The 22,928-nt window shown below is 61.7% G+C and carries 20 protein-coding genes and 1 tRNA gene; 9 read left to right on the top strand and 12 right to left on the bottom strand.

Features of this window, described 5'->3' with window-relative positions; all coding sequences use genetic code 11:
- Nucleotides 1-175: 175 nt before the first annotated feature.
- From uhpA to AACQ43_RS09355, 3 genes are read left to right on the top strand one after another with little or no spacing between them, the layout of a single operon-like run.
- Nucleotides 176-766, top strand: a complete 591-nt coding sequence (uhpA, locus tag AACQ43_RS09365) for a transcriptional regulator UhpA (protein WP_011706601.1) — start codon at nt 176-178, stop codon at nt 764-766.
- Nucleotides 763-2,283, top strand: a complete 1,521-nt coding sequence (gene uhpB, locus AACQ43_RS09360; protein WP_168967062.1) for a signal transduction histidine-protein kinase/phosphatase UhpB — start codon at nt 763-765, stop codon at nt 2,281-2,283. Before uhpA ends, uhpB begins: the two co-directional genes overlap by 4 nt.
- Before the next feature lie 27 nt (nt 2,284-2,310).
- Nucleotides 2,311-3,639, top strand: a complete 1,329-nt coding sequence (locus AACQ43_RS09355; protein WP_045527424.1) for an MFS transporter — start codon at nt 2,311-2,313, stop codon at nt 3,637-3,639.
- Nucleotides 3,640-3,643: 4 nt separating this feature from the next.
- Here the strand turns inward: AACQ43_RS09355 and AACQ43_RS09350 are convergent, their stop codons facing one another.
- Entirely contained in the window at nt 3,644-4,783 is a 1,140-nt protein-coding gene (locus AACQ43_RS09350; RefSeq protein ID WP_168967061.1) for a GGDEF domain-containing protein, read from the bottom strand.
- 501 nt (nt 4,784-5,284) lie between these two features.
- Between AACQ43_RS09350 and AACQ43_RS09345 the strand changes: the two genes are divergently transcribed.
- The 3 genes from AACQ43_RS09345 to AACQ43_RS09335 all read left to right on the top strand — a co-directional run bounded on the left by AACQ43_RS09345 (nt 5,285) and on the right by AACQ43_RS09335 (nt 7,850).
- On the top strand, nt 5,285-6,073 hold the full coding sequence (locus tag AACQ43_RS09345) for a transporter substrate-binding domain-containing protein (protein WP_168967060.1): 789 nt from the start codon (nt 5,285-5,287) through the stop codon (nt 6,071-6,073).
- A gap of 90 nt (nt 6,074-6,163) precedes the next feature.
- Entirely contained in the window at nt 6,164-7,123 is a 960-nt protein-coding gene (locus AACQ43_RS09340; protein ID WP_168967059.1) for an amino acid ABC transporter permease, read from the top strand.
- Nucleotides 7,107-7,850 (top strand): amino acid ABC transporter ATP-binding protein, encoded by a 744-nt coding sequence (locus tag AACQ43_RS09335; RefSeq protein WP_011706607.1) that lies wholly within the window; start codon nt 7,107-7,109, stop codon nt 7,848-7,850. The genes AACQ43_RS09340 and AACQ43_RS09335 overlap by 17 nt, the downstream gene beginning before the upstream one ends.
- A 71-nt stretch (nt 7,851-7,921) precedes the next feature.
- Here AACQ43_RS09335 and AACQ43_RS09330 read toward each other — a convergent pair whose 3' ends face one another.
- Nucleotides 7,922-8,383: a DUF2059 domain-containing protein gene (locus AACQ43_RS09330; RefSeq protein WP_168967058.1), complete on the bottom strand. Its 462-nt coding sequence runs from the start codon at nt 8,381-8,383 to the stop codon at nt 7,922-7,924.
- 250 nt (nt 8,384-8,633) lie between these two features.
- Nucleotides 8,634-9,401, bottom strand: a complete 768-nt coding sequence (locus AACQ43_RS09325) for a substrate-binding periplasmic protein (protein WP_168967166.1) — start codon at nt 9,399-9,401, stop codon at nt 8,634-8,636.
- A 229-nt stretch (nt 9,402-9,630) separates the two neighbouring features.
- On the opposite strand from AACQ43_RS09325, the gene AACQ43_RS09320 reads away from it, so the two are divergent.
- A complete protein-coding gene (locus AACQ43_RS09320; protein WP_168967057.1) occupies nt 9,631-10,470 on the top strand; it encodes a sterol desaturase family protein in 840 nt (279 codons plus the stop codon).
- 76 nt (nt 10,471-10,546) lie between these two features.
- Here AACQ43_RS09320 and AACQ43_RS09315 read toward each other — a convergent pair whose 3' ends face one another.
- From AACQ43_RS09315 to tadA, 9 genes are all read right to left on the bottom strand, one after another.
- Complete coding sequence (locus AACQ43_RS09315; RefSeq protein WP_168967056.1) at nt 10,547-11,947, bottom strand: basic amino acid/polyamine antiporter; 1,401 nt, start codon at nt 11,945-11,947, stop codon at nt 10,547-10,549.
- Nucleotides 11,948-11,956: 9 nt separating this feature from the next.
- Nucleotides 11,957-12,859 (bottom strand): homocysteine S-methyltransferase family protein, encoded by a 903-nt coding sequence (locus tag AACQ43_RS09310; RefSeq protein ID WP_168967055.1) that lies wholly within the window; start codon nt 12,857-12,859, stop codon nt 11,957-11,959.
- A gap of 268 nt (nt 12,860-13,127) precedes the next feature.
- On the bottom strand, nt 13,128-13,670 hold the full coding sequence (locus AACQ43_RS09305; protein ID WP_168967054.1) for a hypothetical protein: 543 nt from the start codon (nt 13,668-13,670) through the stop codon (nt 13,128-13,130).
- 19 nt (nt 13,671-13,689) lie between these two features.
- Complete coding sequence (locus AACQ43_RS09300) at nt 13,690-15,009, bottom strand: hemolysin family protein (RefSeq protein ID WP_146062136.1); 1,320 nt, start codon at nt 15,007-15,009, stop codon at nt 13,690-13,692.
- Nucleotides 15,010-15,201: 192 nt separating this feature from the next.
- Nucleotides 15,202-15,912: a phosphate signaling complex protein PhoU gene (phoU, locus tag AACQ43_RS09295; protein WP_005334097.1), complete on the bottom strand. Its 711-nt coding sequence runs from the start codon at nt 15,910-15,912 to the stop codon at nt 15,202-15,204.
- Between the two features lie 99 nt (nt 15,913-16,011).
- Nucleotides 16,012-16,830 (bottom strand): phosphate ABC transporter ATP-binding protein PstB, encoded by an 819-nt coding sequence (pstB, locus tag AACQ43_RS09290; protein WP_005302736.1) that lies wholly within the window; start codon nt 16,828-16,830, stop codon nt 16,012-16,014.
- 110 nt (nt 16,831-16,940) lie between these two features.
- On the bottom strand, nt 16,941-18,590 hold the full coding sequence (pstA, locus tag AACQ43_RS09285; RefSeq protein ID WP_168967053.1) for a phosphate ABC transporter permease PstA: 1,650 nt from the start codon (nt 18,588-18,590) through the stop codon (nt 16,941-16,943).
- A 32-nt stretch (nt 18,591-18,622) separates the two neighbouring features.
- Entirely contained in the window at nt 18,623-20,860 is a 2,238-nt protein-coding gene (locus tag AACQ43_RS09280) for an ABC transporter permease subunit (protein ID WP_168967052.1), read from the bottom strand.
- Nucleotides 20,861-21,066: 206 nt separating this feature from the next.
- Nucleotides 21,067-21,606: a tRNA adenosine(34) deaminase TadA gene (tadA, locus tag AACQ43_RS09275; RefSeq protein ID WP_168967051.1), complete on the bottom strand. Its 540-nt coding sequence runs from the start codon at nt 21,604-21,606 to the stop codon at nt 21,067-21,069.
- 273 nt (nt 21,607-21,879) lie between these two features.
- On the opposite strand from tadA, the gene AACQ43_RS09270 reads away from it, so the two are divergent.
- Together AACQ43_RS09270 and AACQ43_RS09265 are read left to right on the top strand one after the other, a co-directional pair.
- Nucleotides 21,880-21,956, top strand: a tRNA-Pro gene (locus AACQ43_RS09270).
- 285 nt (nt 21,957-22,241) lie between these two features.
- Entirely contained in the window at nt 22,242-22,388 is a 147-nt protein-coding gene (locus tag AACQ43_RS09265; protein ID WP_162837656.1) for a hypothetical protein, read from the top strand.
- The last annotated feature ends 540 nt before the right edge of the window (nt 22,389-22,928 follow it).

The raw sequence follows: 22,928 nt of genomic DNA, 5'->3' as shown, positions 1-22,928 counted from the left end.
TGCCAAGCCGCTGGCGCAGGCCTGCGCACGTGCCCGCCCCTGATCCCGATCAAGCTTTGCCACAGAAGCGCCGCCAATCCCGCTCACATGCCCTGCTTTCTCTTGAGCCCGGGCGAGGCGGCAGGTATCTTGTTGGCCGCGCCAGCACCCTGGCCGCAGATTTCAGGCTGACATCATGATAAAGATTGCCCTCATCGACGATCACCAGATCGTCCGCTCCGGCTTTGCTCAACTGCTCAATCTCGAACCCGACCTGCGGGTGGTGGCCGAATTTGGCTCCGCCGCCGAGGCGCTGGCGGGACTGCCCGGCAGCGGCGTGCAGCTGTGCGTGTGCGACATCTCCATGCCGGACCAGTCCGGGCTGGATCTGCTCAAGCGCCTCCCTTCCGGCCTCGCCGTAGTGATGCTGTCGGTGCACGACAGCCCGGCGTTGATCGAGCAGGCATTGCAAGCTGGCGCCAAGGGGTTCCTCTCCAAGCGCTGCAGCCCGGACGAACTGATCGCCGCAGTGCGCACCGCCGCCCACGGCGGTTGCTACCTCACCCCGGACATTGCCCACAAGCTGGCCTGCAACAGCCAGGATCCGCTTACCAACCGGGAACGGGAAGTGGCCCAGCTGCTGGCGCGGGGACTGGAGGTGAAGGCCATCGCCGAGCAGCTTGGTCTTTCCCCCAAGACGGTGCACGTGCACCGCGCCAACCTGATGGACAAACTCAAGGTCAGCAACAACGTGGAGCTGGCCCACCGCATGCTGGACAGCTGGTGATCCCCCGTCTTGCCAGCTATGTCGCCATCTCGCTGGCGGCCTGTTTCATCTTTGCTGCCGGCTGGTTCTGCCTGTGGAGCATCGGCCTGCACCTGGCGGGATCGCCCATGCTGGCGGCCCTGCTGTTCCCCTTCGGCCTGCGTCTGGGGCTGCTGCTGCAAAGCCCGATCGCCTACTGGCCGCCGCTGCTGCTGTGCGAATCCCTGCTGCTCTACTGGCTCAATCAGGAGGTGGGGCTGCCGCTGTGGCCGCTCATTCAGGCGGGCAGCCTGCTCACCCTGCTGCCGCTGCTCATCGCCCGCCGCCAGCCAGTGCGCAACGACTGGCAGCAGCTGCTGGTGCTGCTGGCCAGCGTCACGGTGGCGGCGGGGCTGCAATCCCTGCTCTGGCATCTGGCTGGCGAGGATGGCCTCACCGCGCTGCTGCTCACCCTCACCGGCGGGCTGACGCTGACCTCCACCTGCATGCTGATCTGGCACTACCTCACCCGCGCCACCTGGGTACCGCTCGGGCCAACCCTGGTGGATCAACCGGTGGACTGGCGTTTTCGCCATCTGGTCTGGTATCTGCTGTTGTTCGTGCTGAGCCTCTGGCTGCAGCTCGGTCTGCCGGACTCGCTGGTGCGCTTCACCCCGTTTTGTCTGGCCATTCCCATCATGGCCATGGCCTGGCGCTACGGCTGGCAGGGGGCCCTGCTCGCCACTCTGATGAACACGGTGGCGCTGATGGCCGGCCAGGCCTGGCATGATCATCCGCTCGATCTGCTGCTCTCCCTGCTGGCCCAGAGCCTCACCGGCCTGCTGCTCGGCGCCGGCATCCAGCGCCAGCGCGAGCTCAACCAGGCGCTGACCCGCCAGCTTGCCCACAATCGCCAGCTCACCGAACGGCTGCTGGAGACCGAAGAGAGCATCCGCAAGGAGGTGGCGCGCGAGCTGCACGACGACATCGGCCAGACCATCACCGCCATCCGCACCCAGGCCGGCATAGTGCGCCGCCTCGCCCCCGACAATGCCGGGGTCGGCCAGAGCAGCGCCCTCATCGAGACGCTGTCGCTGGGCATCTACGACGCGGTGCGCGGCCTGCTCGGCCGGCTGCGCCCCCGCCAGCTCGACGACATGAGCCTGGAGCAGGCGGTACGCGGCCTGCTGCGGGAGCTGGAGCTGGAGCGCCGCGGCATCGTCACCCGGCTCGAGTGGCAGCTGGCGGACGCCGGCCTCTCCGATGCCCAGCGAGTCACCCTGTTTCGGGTCTGTCAGGAGGGGCTCAACAACGTGGTGAAACACGCCAATGCCAGCTCGGTCACCATCCGGGCCCACCGCCAGGGCGAGCGACTGACTCTGCTGCTGGAAGACGATGGCTGCGGCCTGCCCGAACACCGCACGCCCCAGGGCTACGGCCTGCTCGGCATCCGCGAGCGGGTGCAGGCGCTGGGAGGCACATTGCAGCTCTCCTGCGTGCACGGCACCCAGCTGACCGTGACCCTGCCCGGCCGCAAACGGGAGGAGAGTCATGACTGACACCCTGCTGCAAGGGAGGAGCGTCTAATGCTCAGCTTCATGAGAAGCGCACCGCCTCAACCCCTCATCCGCGATCAGGCCGAGATCGACGCCTGTTATCGCCACTGGCGGCTGCACATCCTGCTGACCATGTATCTGGGCTACGCGGTGTTCTACTTCACCCGCAAGAGCTTCAACTTCGCCATGCCGGACATGTTGGCCAGCGGCATGCTGAACAAGGCCGACATCGGCATGCTGTGGACCCTGTTCTACATCACCTACGGCTGCTCCAAGTTCTTCTCCGGCATCATCAGCGACCGCGCCAACCCGCGCTACTTCATGGGCCTCGGGCTGATGGCGACCGGGGTCATCAACATACTGTTCGGGCTCTCGTCGTCGCTGTGGCTGTTCGCCGCCCTCTGGGTGGCCAACGCCTTCTTCCAGGGCTGGGGCTGGCCCCCCTGCTCCAAGCTGCTCACCAGCTGGTACTCGCGCAGCGAGCGCGGCTTCTGGTGGTCAGCCTGGAACACGGCCCACAACGTGGGCGGCGCGCTCATTCCCCTCATCGTCAGCACCCTGGCCCTGCAGCACGGCTGGCGCTACGGCATGATAGTGCCCGGCCTGATCGCCATCTTGGCGGGGTTGTTCCTCTGCTGGCGGCTGCGCGATACCCCGGCCGCCATGGGACTGCCCACGGTGGGCGAGTGGCGAAACGATGCCATGGAGCTGGCCCAGCAGACCCAGGATGCCGGCCTCTCCCATCGCCAGATCCTGCGCAAATACGTGCTCGGCAACCCCTATATCTGGCTGCTGGCCTGCTGCTACGTGCTGGTCTACGTGGTGCGCACCGCCATCAACGACTGGGGCAATCTCTACATGACCGAGCAGCGCGGCTTCAATCTGATGAGCGCCAACTCGGCCATCTCCATGTTCGAAGTGGGCGGTTTTATCGGTGCCCTGGTGGCGGGCTGGGGATCGGACAAGCTGTTCAACGGCAACCGCGGGCCCATGAATCTCATCTTCGCGGTGGGCATATTGCTGGCGGTGGGATCGCTCTGGCTGATGCCCTTCTTCAGCTATGTGATGCAGGCGGCCTGTTTCTTCACCATCGGCTTCTTCGTGTTCGGCCCCCAGATGCTGATCGGCATGGCGGCGGCCGAGTGCTCCCACAAGAATTCGGCGGGGGCCGCCACCGGCTTCGTCGGCCTGTTTGCCTACATGGGAGCGGCGCTCTCTGGCTATCCGCTCGCCAGGGTGCTGGAGATCTGGCACTGGCAGGGCTTCTTCGTGGTGATCTCGGTGGCCGCCGGCGTCTCCGCCCTGCTGCTGCTCCCCTTCCTCAAGGCGCAGGCGCCGCGTCCCCGCGACGCCGATTGACCGGCTAGGCTTGCGCCAGCCGGCAGACCCGATTCTTGCCCTCCCGCTTGGCCTGATAGAGGGCGCGATCCGCCTGGCTGAACAGGGGGTCGAAGTGCCAGCTGTGCTGGCAGCGCACCAGCCCCATGCTGACGGTGATGCCGATCCCGTGCATGTCCTGCGCCGCCAGAGAGCGGATGATCTGCTCGCAGCGCTGCTGCTGCGCCGTTTCATCCTCCTGCGGCAGCAGCAACACGAACTCCTCGCCGCCAAAGCGACTGGCCACCAGCTCATGCTGAGCGCCGAGATAGGCCCCCACCGCGGCCAGCACCTTGTCCCCCATCTCATGACCATGGCGATCGTTGATCTGCTTGAAGTCATCGAGATCCAGCACCGCCAGGGCGCCAAACTCGGTCATTCGGCGCCGGGCCATCAGCTCCATGAAGCCGCGTCGGTTGAGCAGGCCGGTAAGCGAATCGTGGCTCGCCTGCTGGCGCAGGGCCAGTGCCCGGTACTGGGTGCAGAGCAGCAGCACCCCGAAGGTGGAGAGGTAGCTGCCCATCAGCATGGAGAGGAAGGGCAGCACGTTGACACCGCTCTGATCCATCAAGACTCTGGCGTCCCCCTGCAGCAGAAATGCCATGCGCAGCAGGTTGAAGCCGTAGAGCAGGATGTTGACCACGGTGAACACCAGTACGGCGGGCAGGTAAGCGGGATAGCCGTGCCGCCAGATGAGAAAGACGATCACCGCCCCCAGCACCATGTAGCTCAGGCAGGCCAGCAGCACCCGGGGGGCCATCTGATCGTTGAAGGCAATGCTCCAGCTCAGGATCAGCACATAGATCAGCATGAACCAGCCGCTGGCAGACCAGCTGAGGGGCTGGCCGAAGAAACGCTGCAGCGCCAGCGGCATCAGGGCGATGCAGACGGTGATCAGCAGATTGGCCAGCCAGATCCCCGCCAGACTCGGCATGAAGGCCTGCAGGGTAAAGAGGCTCTGGGCCGCCAGTGCGAACAGACTGGACCACCACCAGTATCCGAGTCCGGGGATCTCCCTGTGGGTCGACCAGATGATGGAGAGAGTGATGAAACCGAGGCTGTAGCCACCCAGCGCCATGATCATCAAAGTGAATACATCCAGCTTGAGCAGTATTGAGGCGTCCATACCAGTGCCACTAAACGAAGGTAACTGAGTATATTTGAAGCGCAAAACAAGACCCAGCGGTGTCTGACTAAATCCTCAATTAAAAACCATTTAGTGGGCGGCAATCGTACACACTAAATTCATTCGAATCTGTTTTTTGGCGCTTGGCGGCCAGGTGAGCAACAATTGACACTACTGATGGCGGGCTGGCTTGTAACAAAATGTGCTGAATACATTTTTGGCTTGAACCCGCCTCATTAGATAGATATGTTGTTTTCGTGTGATTTTATGAGTGTCGCCACGGGGAAAAAGCGCCACTAACCTATTGAGTCATCTGGCACAATCGGAATTTGGTACATTTTTCACTCAGTCGGCAGCAAATAGAATCTCATATGGGGCTTTTGCCTCAATCAAGACAATAATCCTGTCTTGCCCTGTTGCCGGATGCAGCAGTCTCTTGTGCCACGGAGTCGCACGGGATCAGGTTCAAGGCCGAACACACTTTTGACAGAGACGTCACTTATGATCAAAAAACTCATTCTTTCTACCCTGCTGCTGTGCGGGCTGGCCAACGCCGCGCCCACTTCCACCCTGGATGCCGTGCTGGAGCGCGGCGTGCTGCGGGTCGGTTTCGACGCCGGCTATCAACCCTTCGAAATGACCAACAAGCAGGGCCAGTACATCGGCTTTGACGTGGATCTGGCCAAGATGGTCGCCAAGGAGATGGGCGTGAAGGTCGAGTTCGTCAACACCGCCTGGGATGGCATCATTCCGGCCCTCTTGACCGACAAGTTCGACGTCATCATGGGCGGCATGACCGTCACTCCCCAGCGCAACCTGCGCGTCAACTTTGCCGACCCCTACATCGTGGTCGGGCAGACCATCGTCCTGCGCAAGGACAAGGCCGGCGAGATCAAATCCTTCACCGACCTCAACGATCCCAAGTACAAGATCGCGGTCAAGCTCGGCACCACCGGCGAGCAGGCAGTCAAGCGTCTGATCCCGAAAGCCACCCTGCTGCAGTTTGAAACCCAGGATGACGCCAAGCTGGAAGTGCTCAACGGCAAGGTCGACGCCTTCGTCTACGACCTGCCCTACAACGCCATCTTCGCCACCCAGAACAAGGGGGCCGTGGTGCACCTCGACAAGCCGTTCACCTTCGAACCGCTGGCCTGGGCCATCCGCAAGGGCGACCAAGACACCCTCAACTGGTTCAACAACTACCTGCGCCAAATCAAGGGCGACGGCAGCTACGACCGCCTCTACCAGAAGTGGTTCGAGTCCACCGCCTGGCTGAACCAGCTCAAGTAACCTCGCAAGGGGCGGCCCGCCGCCCCTTCACGCAGATCCCCACACAATAACTACAACGAGGTTGCGACAGTGCACAACCCAACAAGACAGATGGAAAAACAACCCAATCAACTGCTCTGGCACGGGATCTTCCTGCTGATCGTGCTGGCCGCCATCTTTGGCATCTACAAGGCCGTGCAATCGGTGGATTACACCTGGCGCTGGGAGCGGATCCCCCAGTACATCGCCTATCAGGCGGAACAGAAAAACTACGCCGAATTTGACGGTACCGTGGTCGCCGGCACCACAGAAGCCGACAAGGGCAAGCTGTTTTTGCAAAACGACCTCGATCCCAACCAGCGCCAAGCCATCGCCATCAGCGGCGGCCAGGTAGCGGAAGGGGACACCATCTTTCGTGGCGACACCCTCGACACCCAGCTGAGCTGGACTGCCGGCCCGATTGCCTGGGGCGTCTGGGTCACGGTCAAACTCTCGCTGGTGGCGGGCATCTTTGCCATCCTGCTCGGCACCCTGGCCGGGCTGGCCCGACTCTCCCCCAACCCCGCCCTGCGCAACCTGGCAGTCACCTACGTGGAGCTCATCCGCGGCACCCCGCTGCTGGTGCAGATCTTCATCGTCTACTTCTTCATCGGTACCGTGCTGAACCTCGACCGATTCACCGCCGGGGTGGCGGCACTGGCGGTCTTTACCGGCGCCTACGTGGCGGAAATCGTCCGTGCCGGCATCAGCTCCATCCACAAGGGGCAGATGGAAGCGGGCAGAAGCCTCGGCATGACCTCGGCCCAGACCATGCGCTACGTCATCCTGCCGCAGGCGTTCAAGCGGGTGCTGCCGCCGCTGGCGGGCCAGTTCATCAACCTTATCAAGGACTCCTCGCTGGTCTCTGTCATCTCCATCACCGATCTCACCAAGGCGGGGCGCGAGGTGGTGAGCTCCACCTTCAGCCCGTTCGAGGTGTGGTTCACCGTGGCCCTGCTCTATCTGGTGCTGACTGGCACTCTCTCCTTCCTGGTGCGTCGTCTGGAGGTGAAATATGCGCGCAGCAACTGATCCCATTATCAAAGCCAGTGGTGTAGAGAAGTTCTACGGCACCGAAGTGCACGCCCTCAAAAACGTCAGCACCCAGGTCGCCGAGGGGGAAGTGGTGGTGATCGTCGGCCCCAGTGGCTCCGGCAAGTCCACCTTCCTGCGCACCCTCAACCAGTTGGAGACCATCAACGACGGCAATATCGTGGTGGATGGCATCAGCCTGACCGAGCCGGGGGACGTCAACAAATTGCGGGAGGAGGTGGGCATGGTGTTCCAGTCTTTCAACCTCTTCCCCCATCTGAACGTGCTGGACAACATCTGCCTCGCCCCGCAGAAGGTGCGCGGGCTGTCGCGTCGCGATGCCGAAGACAGAGCCAAGGCCCTGCTGCTCAAAGTCGGCCTGTCGGCCAAGGCCGAGAGTTACCCCTCCCAGCTCTCCGGTGGCCAGCAGCAACGGGTGGCCATCGCCCGGGCGCTCGCCATGCAGCCGCGCATCATGCTGTTTGACGAGCCCACCAGCGCGCTCGACCCCGAGATGGTGGGCGAGGTGCTGGACGTGATGAAGGGACTGGCCCGCGAGGGGATGACCATGGTGGTGGTGACCCACGAGATGGGCTTTGCCCGTGAGGTGGCAGATCGGGTGCTCTTTATGGAGAGCGGCGAGCTGCTGGTAGACGAGAAGCCGACGGACTTTTTCGACAATCCCCCCTCCCCACGCCTGCGCCAGTTCCTGAGCCAGGTGCTGTAATAGCGCCGGTGATAAAAAGCAGCAGAGGGAGCCCATGGCTCCCTCTGCTGCTTATACCTTGCCGACCATATCTATTTTGTCGCTTTGCGTTTCGCTTCATCCAGCATGGCTTGCAGTGCCGGCATGTTGCGCTCGGCCAGAGATTGGCCCACCAGCGAGCTCTCCTGAAAGATGACCGGCATGGTATCCAGAGATTTCTTCCCGACCGGACTCTGATAAAAGGCGATCAGCGCCTTGAGCTCAGCCTCGGTGAAATGCTTGCGGTAGATAGCGGCCACTTCGCTACTCATTGCCCCCCAGGAGAGGTAACGGCTCACCCAGGCCTCCAGTACATCGCGGTGCTGGGCCAACTCCTGAGCATGTTCACCGGCGCCACGAATGATCAGCGGGATCATCTGTGCCTGCATCTGGGCCTGCAGCTGCTCCGCCTGCTGCTCGCTGTTGAGCAGGTTGACCAGTTCCTGAGCAGGATCGGCCCACACACTGCCACTCCACATCAGGGCGATGACAACCCCTCTTTTCACCCCCTGCATAACCACCTCGCTAATCATATAAAAACAACAGGTTACATTGATTTATCAAACAGACCAGTCGCCAGATGGTGGTGATGCGTGCAAGGTCTGTGATTGCCATCCGGATCTGTTTTGGCGACTCCCTGTGGTGCTGCCTTTCCCGCCACCGTCACCGGTGACCCACCAAAAACAGCAGAGGGACTCTCAGTCCCTCTGCTGTTGGCCGAAACCCTGTGTTTATCGGCTGAATCTGACTGGCCCCCTTATCAGTTCAGCGCGGGGACTTTCCCAGATAACGCTCCACTATGGTTCGGATCCCGTCTCGCTTCTTGAGCTCGTAGAGCCGCTTGTCGAACTGCTCGGCAAAGTCCTCCTTGAAGTCGAACTCCCCCTTGCGGCTGTAACCGAGAAACCCCTGCTCCTTGCTGAGCACCGGCCCCTGCTTGAGCTGGGACATGTCGGCCACCGCCAGCTGGTTGCCCTTGATCATGTTGAGCAGCTCATAGAGCAGGGAGAGGCGGTCGTTGACGGTACAGTCCACCCGCCCGCGCACAATCTTGAGCAGATTCTCCCGGTTGCTCTTCACCTCCTCCAACCCGATCTTCTGCTGCTGGACGGCCTGCCAGAAGGAGGCACCACCTATGGTGAAACCGGCATTCATGCCAAAGCGCAGCCCGTAGTAGTCGAGCGGGAATTGCGCCTGCGGGGTATTGACCGCCACCCCGGCGCCACACATCACCACCAGCTCCTCGTCGAGCAGGGGTTGGGAATAGGGCCACATCCAAGGGCGGCTGTCGGGCTGGTAATAGGGCGGAAAGATGGCGAAGGCACTGCCCTGTTCCACCATGCTGAGACCCCGTCGCCAGGGCATGGCCTTGAGCACCACCTCGTACTCATCCATGGAGGCCGTCACGCTGCGCACTATGTCGGCATAGATCCCCTTCACCTCCTCCCCCTCCTGCCAGGAGTAGGGTGGATAGTTGGCATCGGCCAGGATCTCGACCCGGGTCTTGGCCTGCGCCAGCAGGCAGACTCCCATCAACAAACAACACCACAGCCGCATCATCTGCCACTCCAGAGGTAGAAAACCTCATCAAGCATAGTCACTGCGCCATGGTTCAGAGGGCCATCACACCCTTTCATGGCAATGCGTTTGCGGACTCCCGCCGCCAGCGTCAGATGGCGATGGCCATCGGGTGAAAATTGTTAATGAAAGATTAAATTCATCCTTTATGCTGGAGAGCAATTGCTCTGACTGGATACCCGACATGGATGTGCAACTGCTCCTGCTCTACCTCTCGCCCCTCTTTCTGGCCTTCATCGGCTGGGAGATGCTCTACCTGCGCAAGCATGGCGCCGCCTATCCCACCGCCGGCTACCAGTGGAAGGATCTCTTCGCCAACGCCACCCTGGCGCTGATGCATCAGGGTGGCGACGCATTGACGGCCATCGCCATCGCCTACCTCTACGACGCCCTCTGGGGCTGGCGGCTGCTGGATATCGATCTCAACTTCTGGAGCCTGCTGCTGCTCTTTTTGTTGCAGGATCTCTGCTACTGGCTGTTCCATTTCGCCAGCCACCACGTGCGCTGGTTGTGGGCCTCCCACGTGGTGCACCACAGCTCGGAGCGGCTCAACCTCTCCACCGCCTTTCGCCAGAGCCTGATGTATCCGGTCTCCGGCATGTGGCTGTTCTGGATCCCGATGATCCTCATCGGCTTCCCGCCCGAGGCGGTGGTGGCCACCGTGCTGCTCAGCCTGGGTTTTCAGTTTTTCGTCCACACCCAGGTGGTGGGCAAGCTCGGCTGGCTGGAGTGGGTTTTCAACACCCCCTCCCACCACAGGGTGCACCACGCCAGCAACGCCAAATACATAGATCGCAACTTCGCTGGCGTGCTCATTATCTGGGACAGGCTGTTTGGCACCTTCGTGGAAGAAGACCCGGCCGAGCCGTGCCGCTTCGGCATCACCAAGCCGATCCACAGCTTCAACCCGCTCACCCTCACCTTCCATGAGTGGCGCGACATGCTGCAAGAGGCCCGCGGCCTGCCCTGGCGGCAAAAACTCGCGGTGCTGTTTGGCAAACCGGCGGGTCCCGCCGGCCGCTGAGCACTCACTGCAGATAACCCGCAGACAAAAAGAGAGCGCCCAAGGGCGCTCTCTTTCATTGTCGGACACAGCCCGATCAGACGTGGGCAAAAGACCAAATGGCGGGGATCAGGCTCAGCAGTGTCACCCCAGCCAGCAGCCGCTCGCGCCCGCTGAGCCGCAGCTCGGCACCGAGCTGGCGGCGACTGTAGAGAAACAGCAGCAGACCCGGCCCGTAGAGCAGCAAGGAGAGCAGCAGGTATTCCACCCCGGCGGCGTAGAGCAGCCAGAGGCCGTAACCGCTCGATACCAGCGCCACCGCCCGCATCAGACCATTGCCCTCGCCACGCAAAGAGAGCTTGAGCAGGAACAGACCGATCAACAGGTAGGGCACCAGGATCATCGAGGTGGAGATGAGCAGCAAGTTGGTGTAGCCCTTGCCGAGCAGCCACACCAGCAACAGACAGCCCTGCACCGTCAGGCTGGTGAGCCACAGCGATGCGATGGGGGTGCCGTTGCGGTTCTGGCGCCGGAAAATGGCCGGGAAGGCGCCGTGGCGCGCCGCGCTGAACGGCACCTCGGCCGAGAACAGGGTCCAGCTCACATAGGAGGCCAGCACCGACACGATGAGACCGGCGCTGATGAGCAGCTTGCCCCAGGAGCCGGTCATCTGGGCCATCAGTCCCGCCATGGAGGGGTTGGGCAGGGCCGCAAGCTCCGGGCGGCTCAATATTCCGAGCGCCAGCACCGAGATAAGCACATAGAGCAGCAGCGCCAGCACTACCCCGAGCACGGTGGCGGTGCCCACATCCCGCTTGTTTCTCGCCCGGGCCGACAGCACCGCTGCCCCCTCGATGCCGGTGAAGACCCAGAGGGTGATGAGCATGGTGTTGCGCACCTGCTCGGAGACCGGCACCGCCAGGGTGCTGCCCTGCCGATCCGCCGCGAAGGTGACCGGGTCGAACCAATAGCAAGCGAACAGGATAAACAGCAACAGCGGCAGGCTCTTGGCCAGGGTCGCCACCAGGTTGAACAGGGCCGCCTGCTGTACGCCGCGGGCCACCAGCAGGTGTACCGCCCAGAGGATGCAGGACTCGCCGATGAAAGCCGCCAGGGTGTTGCCCTCGCCAAACCAGATCCGTTCCGGGGTGTCGACAAAGCTGCCCAACGCCGCGAAGGCGATCACCAGATAGCCCACCACGCCGATGGTGGCACAGAGCCAGTATCCCCAGGCGGAGAAGAAGCCCACCAGATCGCCGAAACCGGCGCGGGCATAGCTGTAGATGCCGCCATCGAGCTCCGGCCTTAATCGCGACAGATACAGAAAACTCATGGCGAGCGCCAGGATACCCACCCCGGTGATGCCCCAGCCGATCAGCACGGCGCGGGCGCCAGCCACCTCGGCCATGTTCTGCGGCAGGCTGAAGATCCCCGCTCCCACCATGGAGCTGAACACCAGCGCGGTGAGGGACCAAAGCCCGATCTTGCTCTCTTTCATGGGCTCTCCTTAGCGCAGCCGGCTGGCCAGGGCTTTAATGTGTTCCGGCCCAATGCCGCAGCAACCGCCGATAAGGTTTGCCCCGGCCGCGCGCCAGCGCTCGGCCCAGCCAAGGTAATCCAGCGGTCCCAGATCGGTGCGGATCTCGTCCAGCCCATCGTTGGCGGTCGCCTCCTTGGGCTGGGGCGGGAAGGCGTTGGCATAGGCGCCGAGGCGAATGTCGCTGCGACCCTGCTCTTGCAATGCGGCACCGGCCACCTTGAGCGCCCCTTCAATCACCTCTGGCTGGCAGCAGTTGAACAGGATGGCATCCACCCCGGCCGACGCCAACGCGGTCACGGCATCCGCCACCCGCTCGCCGGAGCGCAGGGTGGGCTCGCTGCCCGGCACCTCGTCTTCCAGAGTAAAGGAGACCCAGAACGGCTTGCCGTCCTCGGGCAGCAGGGCCTTGAGGGCCAGGGGCTCGGCGATGAGGCTCATGGTCTCGGCCAGCCAGAGATCCACGTGGGGGGAGAGCGCCCGAATAAGCGGGGTCGCCAGCTCGCTCACCCTGCCCGCGTCGAACAAGTCGGCGCGGTAGGAACCAAACAGCGGCGGCAAGGAGCCAGCCACCTGCACGCTGCCCGGCTGCTCATCGGCCACCTCGCGGGCCAGCTGGCCGGCCAGCGCAGCCAGCCCCTCCCCCTCTGCCACAAAGCGCGCGTCACCGATATGAAACGGCACCAGCGCATAGCTGTTGGTGGTGATGACCCGGGCCCCGCTCGCCACATAGGCCTGATGCACCTCGCGCACCGTCTCGGGGGCCTCCATCAGGGCCAGCGCCGACCACTCCGGCTGGCGAAACGGCGCCCCCCGCCGTGCCAGCTCGCGTCCCATGCCACCATCCAGTACCCACAAATCCTTTGTATCCATCTCTGTCTCTCTGCGTGTCCCCGTCGTGACGGGTATTTATTGTGTTTAGCCAAAAAGGCCATCAAAACATCTAGACGGCTAGAATGCCTTTTCATCATGACCCAAAGTAGAACAAGAGGCAATCGGGTGCTACGAACAAATCCGAACAAGCTCAGGGAGATAACGGCAAAGGAAGGGAGGTATGGCTGTTGAAGGCTCAACTCCGGGATGAGAAACGACAAGAGGCCACCCTAAGGTGGCCTCTTGTGGCAACAGATGATCTGGCGGCTCAACGCCCGGCCAGTACCCGCTTGGTCTGCTTGACCCAGTCGGAAACCCGACCCTGCTGGGGATATCCCTGCCAGATCTGCTCCCACTGGGCGGGGCTGAGCGGGCGGCCCAATCGGCGCTGCACCCCGGCATAGAGGTAGTCGTGAGCCGTGGTGCGTGCCTGGGCGGAGGTGAGGAACTTGGCCACCGGATCGGTCAGGCGTACGTCCCGCATGCTGAGCAGCGGGTAGTCGCTGTGCACCGCCGCCAGCATGGTCTCGCGCATGGCCGATTCGATGTAGCCACGGGCAAACAGGGCGGTCACCGACTCGAGCGATCCTTGATCCGGACCGTGATATTCCTCGTCGAACACCGGACTCGGCTCCGCCACGGCGCTTTGCACCACCGCATCTGGATCCTGCTGCGGCACGACTACAGCCGCCTTGGGGGCTGCCGGTTTGGCGACTGTGGTGGCCTTGCGCGGAGCGCTCTGGCTGCAGGCACCGAGTGCCAAGGCGAGCGCCACACAGGCCAGCGCACGGGAATGAGACTGCATCTTCATGATTGCTAACTAGCTCCTTTTACGATTCCTGAGCGGGTTTCTCGGCCGGCGTGGGCTCGACCCGGGTGACCAGCAGTTGGTCAATCTTGTAGCTATCGATGTCCACCACTTCGAACTTGTAACCGGCATATTTGACCGAATCGGTTCGCTTGGGGATCTTGCGCAGCATGTACATGATGAAGCCAGCGATGGTTTCATAATTCTGGTTTTCCGGGAACTCCTCGATGTCGAAGGCGCGCATCACGTCGGAGATGGGGGTCACCCCGTCCACCAGCCAGGAGTTCTCGTCCCGCTGCACGATCTGCTCTTCCACAACGTGGGTAGCCCACTCACCCATGACGGTGCTCATCAGGTCGTTCATGGTGACGATCCCCACCACCAGGGCGTACTCGTTCATCACCACGGCAAAGTCGCCCCTGTGGTTCTTGAAGTACTCCATCGCCTCGTAGAGGTTGAGGGTATCGGGGATGATGATGACGTTCTGCACCAGCGAGCCGCTGTTGAGATCGATGCTCTGGCCGCTGATGACCCGGATCAGCAGCTCCTTGGAGTCGACGAAGCCCTTGATGCTGTCGAGGTTGTGGTCACACACCAGGAACTTGTTGTGGGGATGCTCGGCGATCTTGGCCTTGATGCTCTCCTCGCCCTCTTGCAGGGTGAAGTAGATGAGGCTCTCGCGCGCGGTCATGGCGGAGGTGACACCGAGGGACTGCAGCTCGAACACGTTCTCGATGAGCTGATGCTCCTCGCGCTGGATGACACCCGCCTCGGCACCCGCGTCCATCACCGCATAGATATCGTCGGAGGTGATCTCGTCGTTGCGCACCATGGAGATGCGCATCAGCCGGAACAGGCCGTTGGCCATGCCGTTGAACAGCCACACCAGCGGCATCAGCAGGGTGACGCACAGCAGCATGGGGCGCACCACCACCACGGCGATCCGCTCCGGCATGGTCATGGCCAGCCGCTTGGGCATCAGATCGGCGATCAGGATGAACATGCCGGTGACGAACACGAAGGAGGCTGCCGAGCTGATCTCGCCAAGCCAGGGCCCCTGATAGAACTCGGAGATAAACGCCTTGATGGCCGGGTTCAGGGCAGACTCGCCCAGGATACCGCCCAGGATGGCGACGGTGTTGAGTCCGATCTGCACCACGGTAAAGAAGTTGCCCGGCTGGGCCTGCAGTGCCAGCACCTTTTCGGCATGGCGGTTGCCCTCATCGGCCATCACCTGCAACTTGATCTTGCGGGAGGCGGCGAGGGAGATCTCGGAGAGAGAGAAGAACACGCTGCCGGCAACCAGCAGCATCAGAAAAAATAAACTATCGGCAAAACTCATGATTAACCTATTGCTACACCCGCCTTAGCACAAGACGGCAAACTGGGTCCGGGAGACCGGACCGTGAGTCAATCCGGGACTCACACAGGGGGCATATTCTAGCAGAAAAGCGCCAAGCGGGTGGCGATATCTTGCACTGACTAAAAAGGCAACAAAAAAGGCGCTCAAAGCGCCTTTTTATTCATCTCAGACTCACCCTTTCCCCAGCAGGGTGCCCAGATCGTCCGCCTTGGTGTGGCGCACGTCCTTGCCCTTGACGTAATAGACGATGTACTCGCAGATGTGCTGGCAGCGATCCCCCACCCGCTCGATGGCCCGCGCCGCCCACAGCACGTTGAGTACCTGCGGTATGGTGCGCGGATCTTCCATCATGTAGGTCATCAGCTCGCGAATGATGGACTCGTATTCGCGGTCCACCTTGTCATCTTCCTTGTAGACCGCCAGGGCCGCGTCCAGATCCATGCGGGCGAAGGCGTCCAGCACGTCGTGCAGCATCTTGATGGTGCGGCGGCCCATGTTCTCCAGCGACACCAGCGGCGGCTGCGGCTTGTTGGCGTTGTCGGTCAGCATGCGGGCGATCTTGTCCGCCACATCGCCGATGCGCTCGAGATCGGTGATGGTCTTGATGATGGCCATCACCAGTCGCAGGTCGGAGGCGGTGGGCTGGCGCTTGGCGATGATGCGGGTGCACTCCTCGTCGATCGCCACTTCCATGGCGTTCACCTTGTGGTCGTTGGCGACGATCTTGCGCGCCGCGTCCAGATCCTGATCGTGGATCGCCGCGATGGCGTCGGTCAGCTGCTGCTCCACCAGCCCGCCCATCACCAGCACCTGGTTGCGCACGCTCTCGAGCTCGGCATTGAACTGACCGGAGATGTGTTTGTTGAGGTTCATATTGTCCATACCAATAATCCTTGATGCTCCGAGTATGCCTTAGTCGTTGAACTGACGGGTAATCTGTTTGTTGATGCTCATCTTGCTCATCTCCATCGCCAGCATCCCTTAGCCGTAACGACCGGTGATGTAGTCTTCGGTCTTCTTCTTGGCCGGGGTGGTGAAGATGGTGTTGGTGTCCGAGTACTCGATGAGCTCGCCCATGTACATGAAGGCGGTCTGATCCGAGACCCGCGCCGCCTGTTGCATGTTGTGGGTGACTATCACCACGGTGAACTGGCTCTTGAGCTCGTTGATCAGCTCCTCGATGGTGAGGGTTGAAATCGGGTCGAGTGCCGAGGTCGGTTCATCGAGCAGCAGCACTTCCGGCTCGATGGCGATGGCACGGGCAATCACCAGCCGCTGCTGCTGACCGCCGGAGAGGCCGAAGGCGTTGTCGTGCAGGCGATCCTTCACCTCGTCCCACAGGGCCGCGCCGCGCAGGGAGCGCTCGGCCGCCTCGTCCAGGGTGCGTCTGTCGTTGATGCCCTGCAGGCGCAGGCCATAGACCACGTTCTCGTAGATGGACTTGGGGAAGGGGTTGGGGCGCTGGAACACCATGCCCACCTGACGGCGCAGAGCGGAGACATCGACGCTCTTGTCGTAGATGTTGTGACCGTGCAGCTGAATTTCGCCCTCGATGCGGCAGATCTCCACCAGGTCGTTCATCCGGTTGATGCAGCGCAGCAGGGTGGACTTGCCGCAGCCGGAGGGGCCGATAAAGGCGGTGACCTGGCCCTTGGGGATCTTCATGTTGACGTTGAACAGCGCCTGTTTGTTGCCGTAGTACAGGTTGAGATCCTTCACCTCCAGCGCGGTCTGCTCCGGGCTCAGGTTGAGCAGGTCGGTCGCGGTATGCTGGGTCGCTGCGGTCGTTACGTTGATCATCTGTTACCTCAAAATCTGTCGGTGGCGGCGGGCACTCTCATTGCCCGCGGCCGGAACGCTTGGCTGGCAGGGAACCCAGTTCCCTGCCCATCTCTGTAGTGGCTGGTCTATCAATGTTCCAGCGACCGGAATTTCTCACGCAAGTGGTTGCGGATACCGATGGCCGTCAGGTTGAGGCCGACGATCACCGTCACCAGCAGGAAGGATGTGGCGTAGACCAGGGGACGCGCCGCCTCGACGTTGGGGCTCTGGAAGCCGACGTCATAGATGTGGAAGCCCAGGTGCATGAACTTGCGCTCCACGTGCAGATACGGGAAGTTGCCGTCCATCGGCAGGGTCGGCGCCAGTTTCACCACCCCCACCAGCATCAGCGGCGCCACTTCACCGGCCGCGCGGGCGATGGCCAGGATGAGGCCGGTCATGATGGCCGGGCTTGCCATGGGCAGCACGATGCGCCACAGGGTCTCGGCCTGGGTAGCCCCCAGCGCGAGGGACCCCTGACGGATGGTGCTCGGGATCCGGGCCAGCCCCTCTTCGGTGGAGACGATCACCACCGGCAGGGTCAGGATGGCCAGGGTCAGCGCCGACCAGATGACGCCAGGGGAGCCGAAGGTCGGGCTCGGCAGCGCTTCCGGATAGAACAGCTGGTCCAGCGAACCACCGAGGGTGTAGACGAAGAAGCCCAGACCGAACACGCCGTACACGATGGAGGGCACGCCCGCCAGGTTGATCACCGCGATGCGAATGATCTTGGTCAGGCTGTTCTTGCCCGCGTACTCGTGCAGGTAGACCGCTGCGATGACCCCCAGCGGAGTCACGATGATCGCCATCAGGAACACCATGAAGACGGTACCGAAGATGGCCGGGAACACCCCGCCCTCGGTGTTGGCCTCGCGCGGATCGTCGGAGACGAACTTGCCGATCTGGTGGAACCAGTAACCCACCTTGGCCAGCAGGCTCATGTCGTTGGGCCACACCACGTCCAGCACCTTGGACATGGGCATGGTCACCAGTTCGCCACGCATGTCCTTGACCGTGATGCTGTCTCTGTCCGCCTGGGCACGCAGGGAGAAGAGCTCCTTCTCCAGCACCTGATAACGATCGTTGAGGGCCTGACGCTCGCTCGCCAGCTCAGCTTTAAGCTGATCGGTCAGCTTGTCGTCCAGCTCGGCCTTGCGCTCTTTGAGGCGCAGTCGCTCCAGTTGATAGTTGATGCTGCCGATGTCCCCTTTTTGCAGATCGTCGGCCTGTTCGGAGAGGCCGTTGGCCCGCGCCAGCACCCGCTGCAGGGCAGGATGCAGATCCGAGGTGAGCTCGCGGCCATCCTCTTTCACCGCGACGATATAGCCGTAGAAGTTGCCGTTGGTGGCACGCTCCACCATGGCCAGCTCCGCCGGCAGGCTCTGGGACTTGATGTCGGTCTCCAGCACCCAGCGGAAGTCCAGGTCGACAAACTCGCGGTTGCCGGTCTTGACCAGATAGCGGGTCAGCAGCTCGCGCTCCTCCCCTGCCAGCGGCAGGCCGGCGGCCCGCAGCCGCTCGACCGGCACCAGCTCGCGGTCGTTGATTTCGCCGATCAGCACGCTCTTGTTGCCCTGGGCGTCTTCCAATTGCCACTCATAGATGGGGTGGGGCCAGAAGTAGACCAGACCACGCCAGCCGATCAGCAGCAGCAGACCCAGTACCGCTACCAGACTCAGGCTGACGGCGCCGCCGGTCATCCAGATCCAGGGGGCCCCCGATTTAAACCACTTACCCATTGTCGATTCCTCGATCCTTACAGAGCAGCCCATCACAGGGAGCTGTATTTTTCACGCAACCGCTGACGGATGAACTCGGCCAGGGTATTGAACAAGAAGGTGAACACGAACAGCACGAAGGCGGCGAGGAACAGTACCCGATAGTGAGAGCTGCCCACTTCCGATTCCGGCATCTCCACCGCGATGTTGGCGGCCAGGGTGCGCAGCCCCTGGAACATGGAGAAGTCCATGATGGGGGTATTGCCAGTGGCCATCAGCACTATCATGGTCTCGCCCACGGCGCGGCCAAGGCCCATCATCACCGCCGAGAAGATGCCCGGGCTGGCGGTGAGGATCACCACCCGGCTCAAGGTCTGCCACGGGGTGGCACCGAGGGCCAGGGAGCCCTGGGTGAGGTGCTTGGGCACCGAGAAGACGGCGTCTTCGGCGATGGAGAAGATGGTGGGAATGACCGCAAAGCCCATGGCGATGCCGACCACCAGGGAGTTGCGCTGGTCAAACTTGATGCCCATGTCGTGGGTCAGCCAGATGCGCGAGTCACCGTGCATGAAGGCGTTCTCGATGAGCGGGCTCACCGCGAAGGCGCCCCAGCCAATCAGCAGCAGTACCGGGATCAGCAGGATGGCGTGCCACCCTTCCGGCAACCAGGCCTTGCCGCGCTCCGGCAGGTAGTTCCACACCAAGGCGGTCAGCAGCATCCCCATCGGCAGCAGGATCAGCAGCAGCACCACGCCGGGCAGCGCCCCCTCGATGATGGGAGCGAGCCACAGACCGGCCAGGAAGCCGAGGATAACGGTCGGCAGGGCCGCCATGATCTCCACCGTCGGCTTGACGTATTTGCGCAGCCCCGCCGACATGAAGTAGGCGGTGTAGATGGCGCCGGCGACACCGAGCGGCACCGCAAACACCATGGCATAGAAGGAGGCCTTGAGGGTGCCGAACACCAGCGGGACCAGGCTCAGCTTGGCTTCGAAGTCGTTGCTGGCGGAGGTGGACTGCCAGACGTACTGAGGCTCGGGGTAGCCTTCATACCACACCTGTTGCCAGAGCGCCGACCAGGTCACCTCGGGGTGCTCGTTCTCCACCGCAAACAGCTTGAAGGCATCCCCCTGCTGCATCAGCAGCACGTTGTGACGGGGGGAGATGGCCAGCGCAGCCAGCGGACCGCCCTCCACTTTCTCGCTCAGCAGCTTGGTTTCGCCGGTGGCGTGGAAGAAGCTGATGGTGCCGCTCTTGTCGGCACTGATGAAGCCCTTGCGAAAATGTTCGGGGGTCAGCTGCGCCACGGCACCATCGCCCTTGAAGTCGCGGATCTGGGTGAACTGGCGCTTGCCATCCCGGGCCACTTCGAACCACTGGGAGATGACGCCATTGTCGTTGCCCACCAGCAGGGAGGAGGCGCCGGAGAGCAGCTCGACCCGGGTCACGTTGGCGTTGGGGGCGTTGATCTCCAGCACGTTGCGCAGGGAGATGTCGTTCAGGTTGTGGATGTCATAGACCGAGAGGCGATTGCCCTCGCGCACGAACAGGATGCGCAGGTTGGGGGTCAGCAACATCTGATCCACGTGGCGCGGCAGGGAGGGGATGCTGTAGTTCTGGGCGCTCCACTCGACTTCGCCGGAGAGGAAGTTCTCCTCGCCGCTCATCACCATCATGACGCCGCGACCATCGGCGGTCACGGCCGCGGTGGCCATCTTGTCCTTGGTGGCTTCAAATACCATCAGCGACAACGCCTTGCCCGCAGGGTCCACCACGACCGGCTCTTCGCCGAAGGGGTACTGCAGACTGGGTTCGATGACCCGCACGTCGTTGGGATAGGAGACCTTGAAAGCGGGCTGCACCACCTGGGCCTTGCCGTCGGCAAAACCGTAGGCCATCAGCTTCTGGCCCGGCGACGGCGGCGCGACGGCGGTGATGTCACCCTTTACCTGTGCCTGACCGAGCGACTGGCCCACCTTGACCTTGCCATCATTCTGGACGGCAAAGAAGTTGACCTGACCCTGGTCGCTGAAGCGATAGCCGATCTCGTTCTGCTCCTCCACCCCGAGCCAGGCGGTCTTGCCCTGAATGGGCAGGGTAAACGATGCGGTCGGCTCCATGGAGGCGCCATTGAAGATGGGTTTCACCACATAGAGCAGATAGAAGAAAATAAGCAACAGGGCGACCAGTACCAGGGCTCCGCCCGTGGTCACCCCGTACTTGGCCAACTTATCCTTGATACGGCGCTTTCTGCTCCCCGCCATAACCAGGTGCAACGATTCCGATGACATGCAAAACCTCAATGTGAGCTAGGCTTGGCGGCATTATATGGCGGTTGCATGACAGTTTTGTTACATCAAGGCCCTCTGGGAAGAGGTTATTTTGAAGGGGGATTCAGACCAGGACCCGCTGGCAGACAGCATTGCCAACCATCTGTTTTATAAAAAGATATAGGAAAGTATAAAGCACGAAGGCGGCCTCGCCGACTTCGCCGTTCTCAGTCAGCGGGGCCACCGCTTTGTTGCAGTGCCAATCTGGCGGCCTTTTTCTCGGCGCGCCGCCGCCGAAAGAAATCCGACAGCTGGGCCGAGCAGGCATCGGCCAGCACACCGCCGGTCAGTTCGACCCCGTGGTTGTGGCGCGGGTCCTGCAGGATCTCGAACACCGAGCCCGCCGCGCCGGTCTTGAGGTCACGGGCACCGTAGACCACCCGCTTGACCCGGCTGTGGATAAGGGCACCGGCGCACATGCAGCAGGGCTCCAGAGTGACATAGAGGGTGGTATCGAGCAGACGGTAGTTTTGCAGCCGAACGCCGGCGGCCCGGATCGCCATCACTTCGGCATGGGCACAGGCATCGTTCTCGCTGATGGAGCGGTTCCATCCCTCCCCCACGATCTCGTCACCCAGCACCAGCACGGCCCCGACCGGGATCTCGCCGATCCCCTCCGCCCTTTCGGCCAACGCCATGGCATGGCGCATCCAGCGTTCATCCTGCTCGCGCTGGCTCACTGATTCTGTGACGTCTGATGGTTTCACACCCTGGTTCCTCTCTGTGACGGGTTGCCGGCGATGCACTTGCAGCTTGATTGCCTGCTGCTCATTGGCCGCAACCGGGTAGCGCAGCCAAGCAGCATGATGACGGGCTCCCCGGCAATACGGGGCGGCGATTATGCCAAATCTGCGCCACAGCCCCAAGTCGCATCTTGCCTGCACAATAAAGAAGCAGTCAGCATCTCCCTGATAAAAAAGGAGTTGCACCCATTTGCTCAGATCATTAGACTTCCCTCCGTCAGCTCGAACTGATCTCGTCGGTGTGTAGCGCAGCCAGGTAGCGCATCTGCATGGGGTGTAGAGGGTCGGAGGTTCGAATCCTCTCACACCGACCAATTTCCCCGAAAATAGCCCAGTCTCACGACTGGGCTATTTTTTTGCTTCTGTATATTTCCGCCACAACTGTTGTAGCGCATCAGTCGACCCTCTGAATGCTCTTCCTGAGCGAGCCTGTCGCAGAGTCGCCACACAGTTGTGGTACAAATTTCATTCAGAACCGCTTGAAACCTTTCAAGAGTCCCGCTAGGATACGCAACTTTTCCGCCGGCAGTTCAAACAGGGAGGTGGGAGCGCGGGTGATGGAGTCACCGACCGGCTTGCAATCAATGAGGCAAGCAACCATGACCAAAGCAGTTGAAACACAGCCCGAGTACGCCCCTCTGCCCCAACCGGCTACCGAGTCGGCAACCAATCAGTATGCGACCGAACACGGCCCGGTGGTGCGACTCGATGTCGTCGATCTGGCGGCCCCGGACGATGATTACTGAGCCGACGGCGCAGACATGCCGCTCTTCAACTACCGGGAGAAAATGGCAGTGGCACTGGAAATGGCGTCCCGTTTTACCTCCTTTGAGGGCCAGGATGGCCCGCTGACACAAATAACAATAAAATGCTGAATAAATAAACAACAACAGTCATATCCACTGCTACATCCCCTCCCCGCCCCCGGGCTCCTCATCAACCCAAGTGATACAAACCTACGTTATTGCACCTCACTTTCTCCTCTTCTGCCGACCAGATCCCATTCGACCCCTTTTGGTCATTTCAGTTTTAAACAAACGTTCTCTCCTTAACGCTAGCAGGAGTTACATGCCTACTGGGTTTACATCTTTCATTTCATACGTGTGTTTTTTAGAAGCTTGGAGTTAGGTCGGGATTTGTTTTTGCATTTGTAATTTTATTACGTAATAACTTACACCCCTGCATCCCTATCCCCCCTCACCATCCGCCACCGGCAGGGGATGAAAAACAAGAGCATAACCATCTGCATAGAGTTTTTACGCTAATCATATAAGTTATTTATAAAC

The organism is Aeromonas sp. DNRA1 (genome assembly GCF_963888745.1).
In the GTDB taxonomy this organism is placed as follows: domain Bacteria; phylum Pseudomonadota; class Gammaproteobacteria; order Enterobacterales; family Aeromonadaceae; genus Aeromonas; species Aeromonas hydrophila.
The sequence above is the reverse complement of the archived record's forward strand: the minus strand, read 5'-3'. Positions and strand labels throughout refer to the sequence as shown.

Bases quoted from the DNA above. Each gene is read 5' to 3' on its own strand.
- uhpA (WP_011706601.1), top strand. From the start codon at position 176: ATGATAAAGATTGCCCTCATCGACGATCACCAGATCGTCCGCTCCGGC.
- AACQ43_RS09355 (WP_045527424.1), top strand. From the start codon at position 2,311: ATGCTCAGCTTCATGAGAAGCGCACCGCCTCAACCCCTCATCCGCGAT.
- AACQ43_RS09350 (WP_168967061.1), bottom strand. From the start codon at position 4,783: ATGGACGCCTCAATACTGCTCAAGCTGGATGTATTCACTTTGATGATC.
- AACQ43_RS09345 (WP_168967060.1), top strand. From the start codon at position 5,285: ATGATCAAAAAACTCATTCTTTCTACCCTGCTGCTGTGCGGGCTGGCC.
- AACQ43_RS09340 (WP_168967059.1), top strand. From the start codon at position 6,164: ATGGAAAAACAACCCAATCAACTGCTCTGGCACGGGATCTTCCTGCTG.
- AACQ43_RS09335 (WP_011706607.1), top strand. From the start codon at position 7,107: ATGCGCGCAGCAACTGATCCCATTATCAAAGCCAGTGGTGTAGAGAAG.
- AACQ43_RS09330 (WP_168967058.1), bottom strand. From the start codon at position 8,383: ATGCAGGGGGTGAAAAGAGGGGTTGTCATCGCCCTGATGTGGAGTGGC.
- AACQ43_RS09325 (WP_168967166.1), bottom strand. From the start codon at position 9,401: ATGGGAGTCTGCCTGCTGGCGCAGGCCAAGACCCGGGTCGAGATCCTG.
- AACQ43_RS09320 (WP_168967057.1), top strand. From the start codon at position 9,631: ATGGATGTGCAACTGCTCCTGCTCTACCTCTCGCCCCTCTTTCTGGCC.
- AACQ43_RS09315 (WP_168967056.1), bottom strand. From the start codon at position 11,947: ATGAAAGAGAGCAAGATCGGGCTTTGGTCCCTCACCGCGCTGGTGTTC.
- AACQ43_RS09310 (WP_168967055.1), bottom strand. From the start codon at position 12,859: ATGGATACAAAGGATTTGTGGGTACTGGATGGTGGCATGGGACGCGAG.
- AACQ43_RS09305 (WP_168967054.1), bottom strand. From the start codon at position 13,670: ATGAAGATGCAGTCTCATTCCCGTGCGCTGGCCTGTGTGGCGCTCGCC.
- AACQ43_RS09300 (WP_146062136.1), bottom strand. From the start codon at position 15,009: ATGAGTTTTGCCGATAGTTTATTTTTTCTGATGCTGCTGGTTGCCGGC.
- phoU (WP_005334097.1), bottom strand. From the start codon at position 15,912: ATGGACAATATGAACCTCAACAAACACATCTCCGGTCAGTTCAATGCC.
- pstB (WP_005302736.1), bottom strand. From the start codon at position 16,830: ATGATCAACGTAACGACCGCAGCGACCCAGCATACCGCGACCGACCTG.
- pstA (WP_168967053.1), bottom strand. From the start codon at position 18,590: ATGGGTAAGTGGTTTAAATCGGGGGCCCCCTGGATCTGGATGACCGGC.
- AACQ43_RS09280 (WP_168967052.1), bottom strand. From the start codon at position 20,860: ATGTCATCGGAATCGTTGCACCTGGTTATGGCGGGGAGCAGAAAGCGC.
- AACQ43_RS09265 (WP_162837656.1), top strand. From the start codon at position 22,242: ATGACCAAAGCAGTTGAAACACAGCCCGAGTACGCCCCTCTGCCCCAA.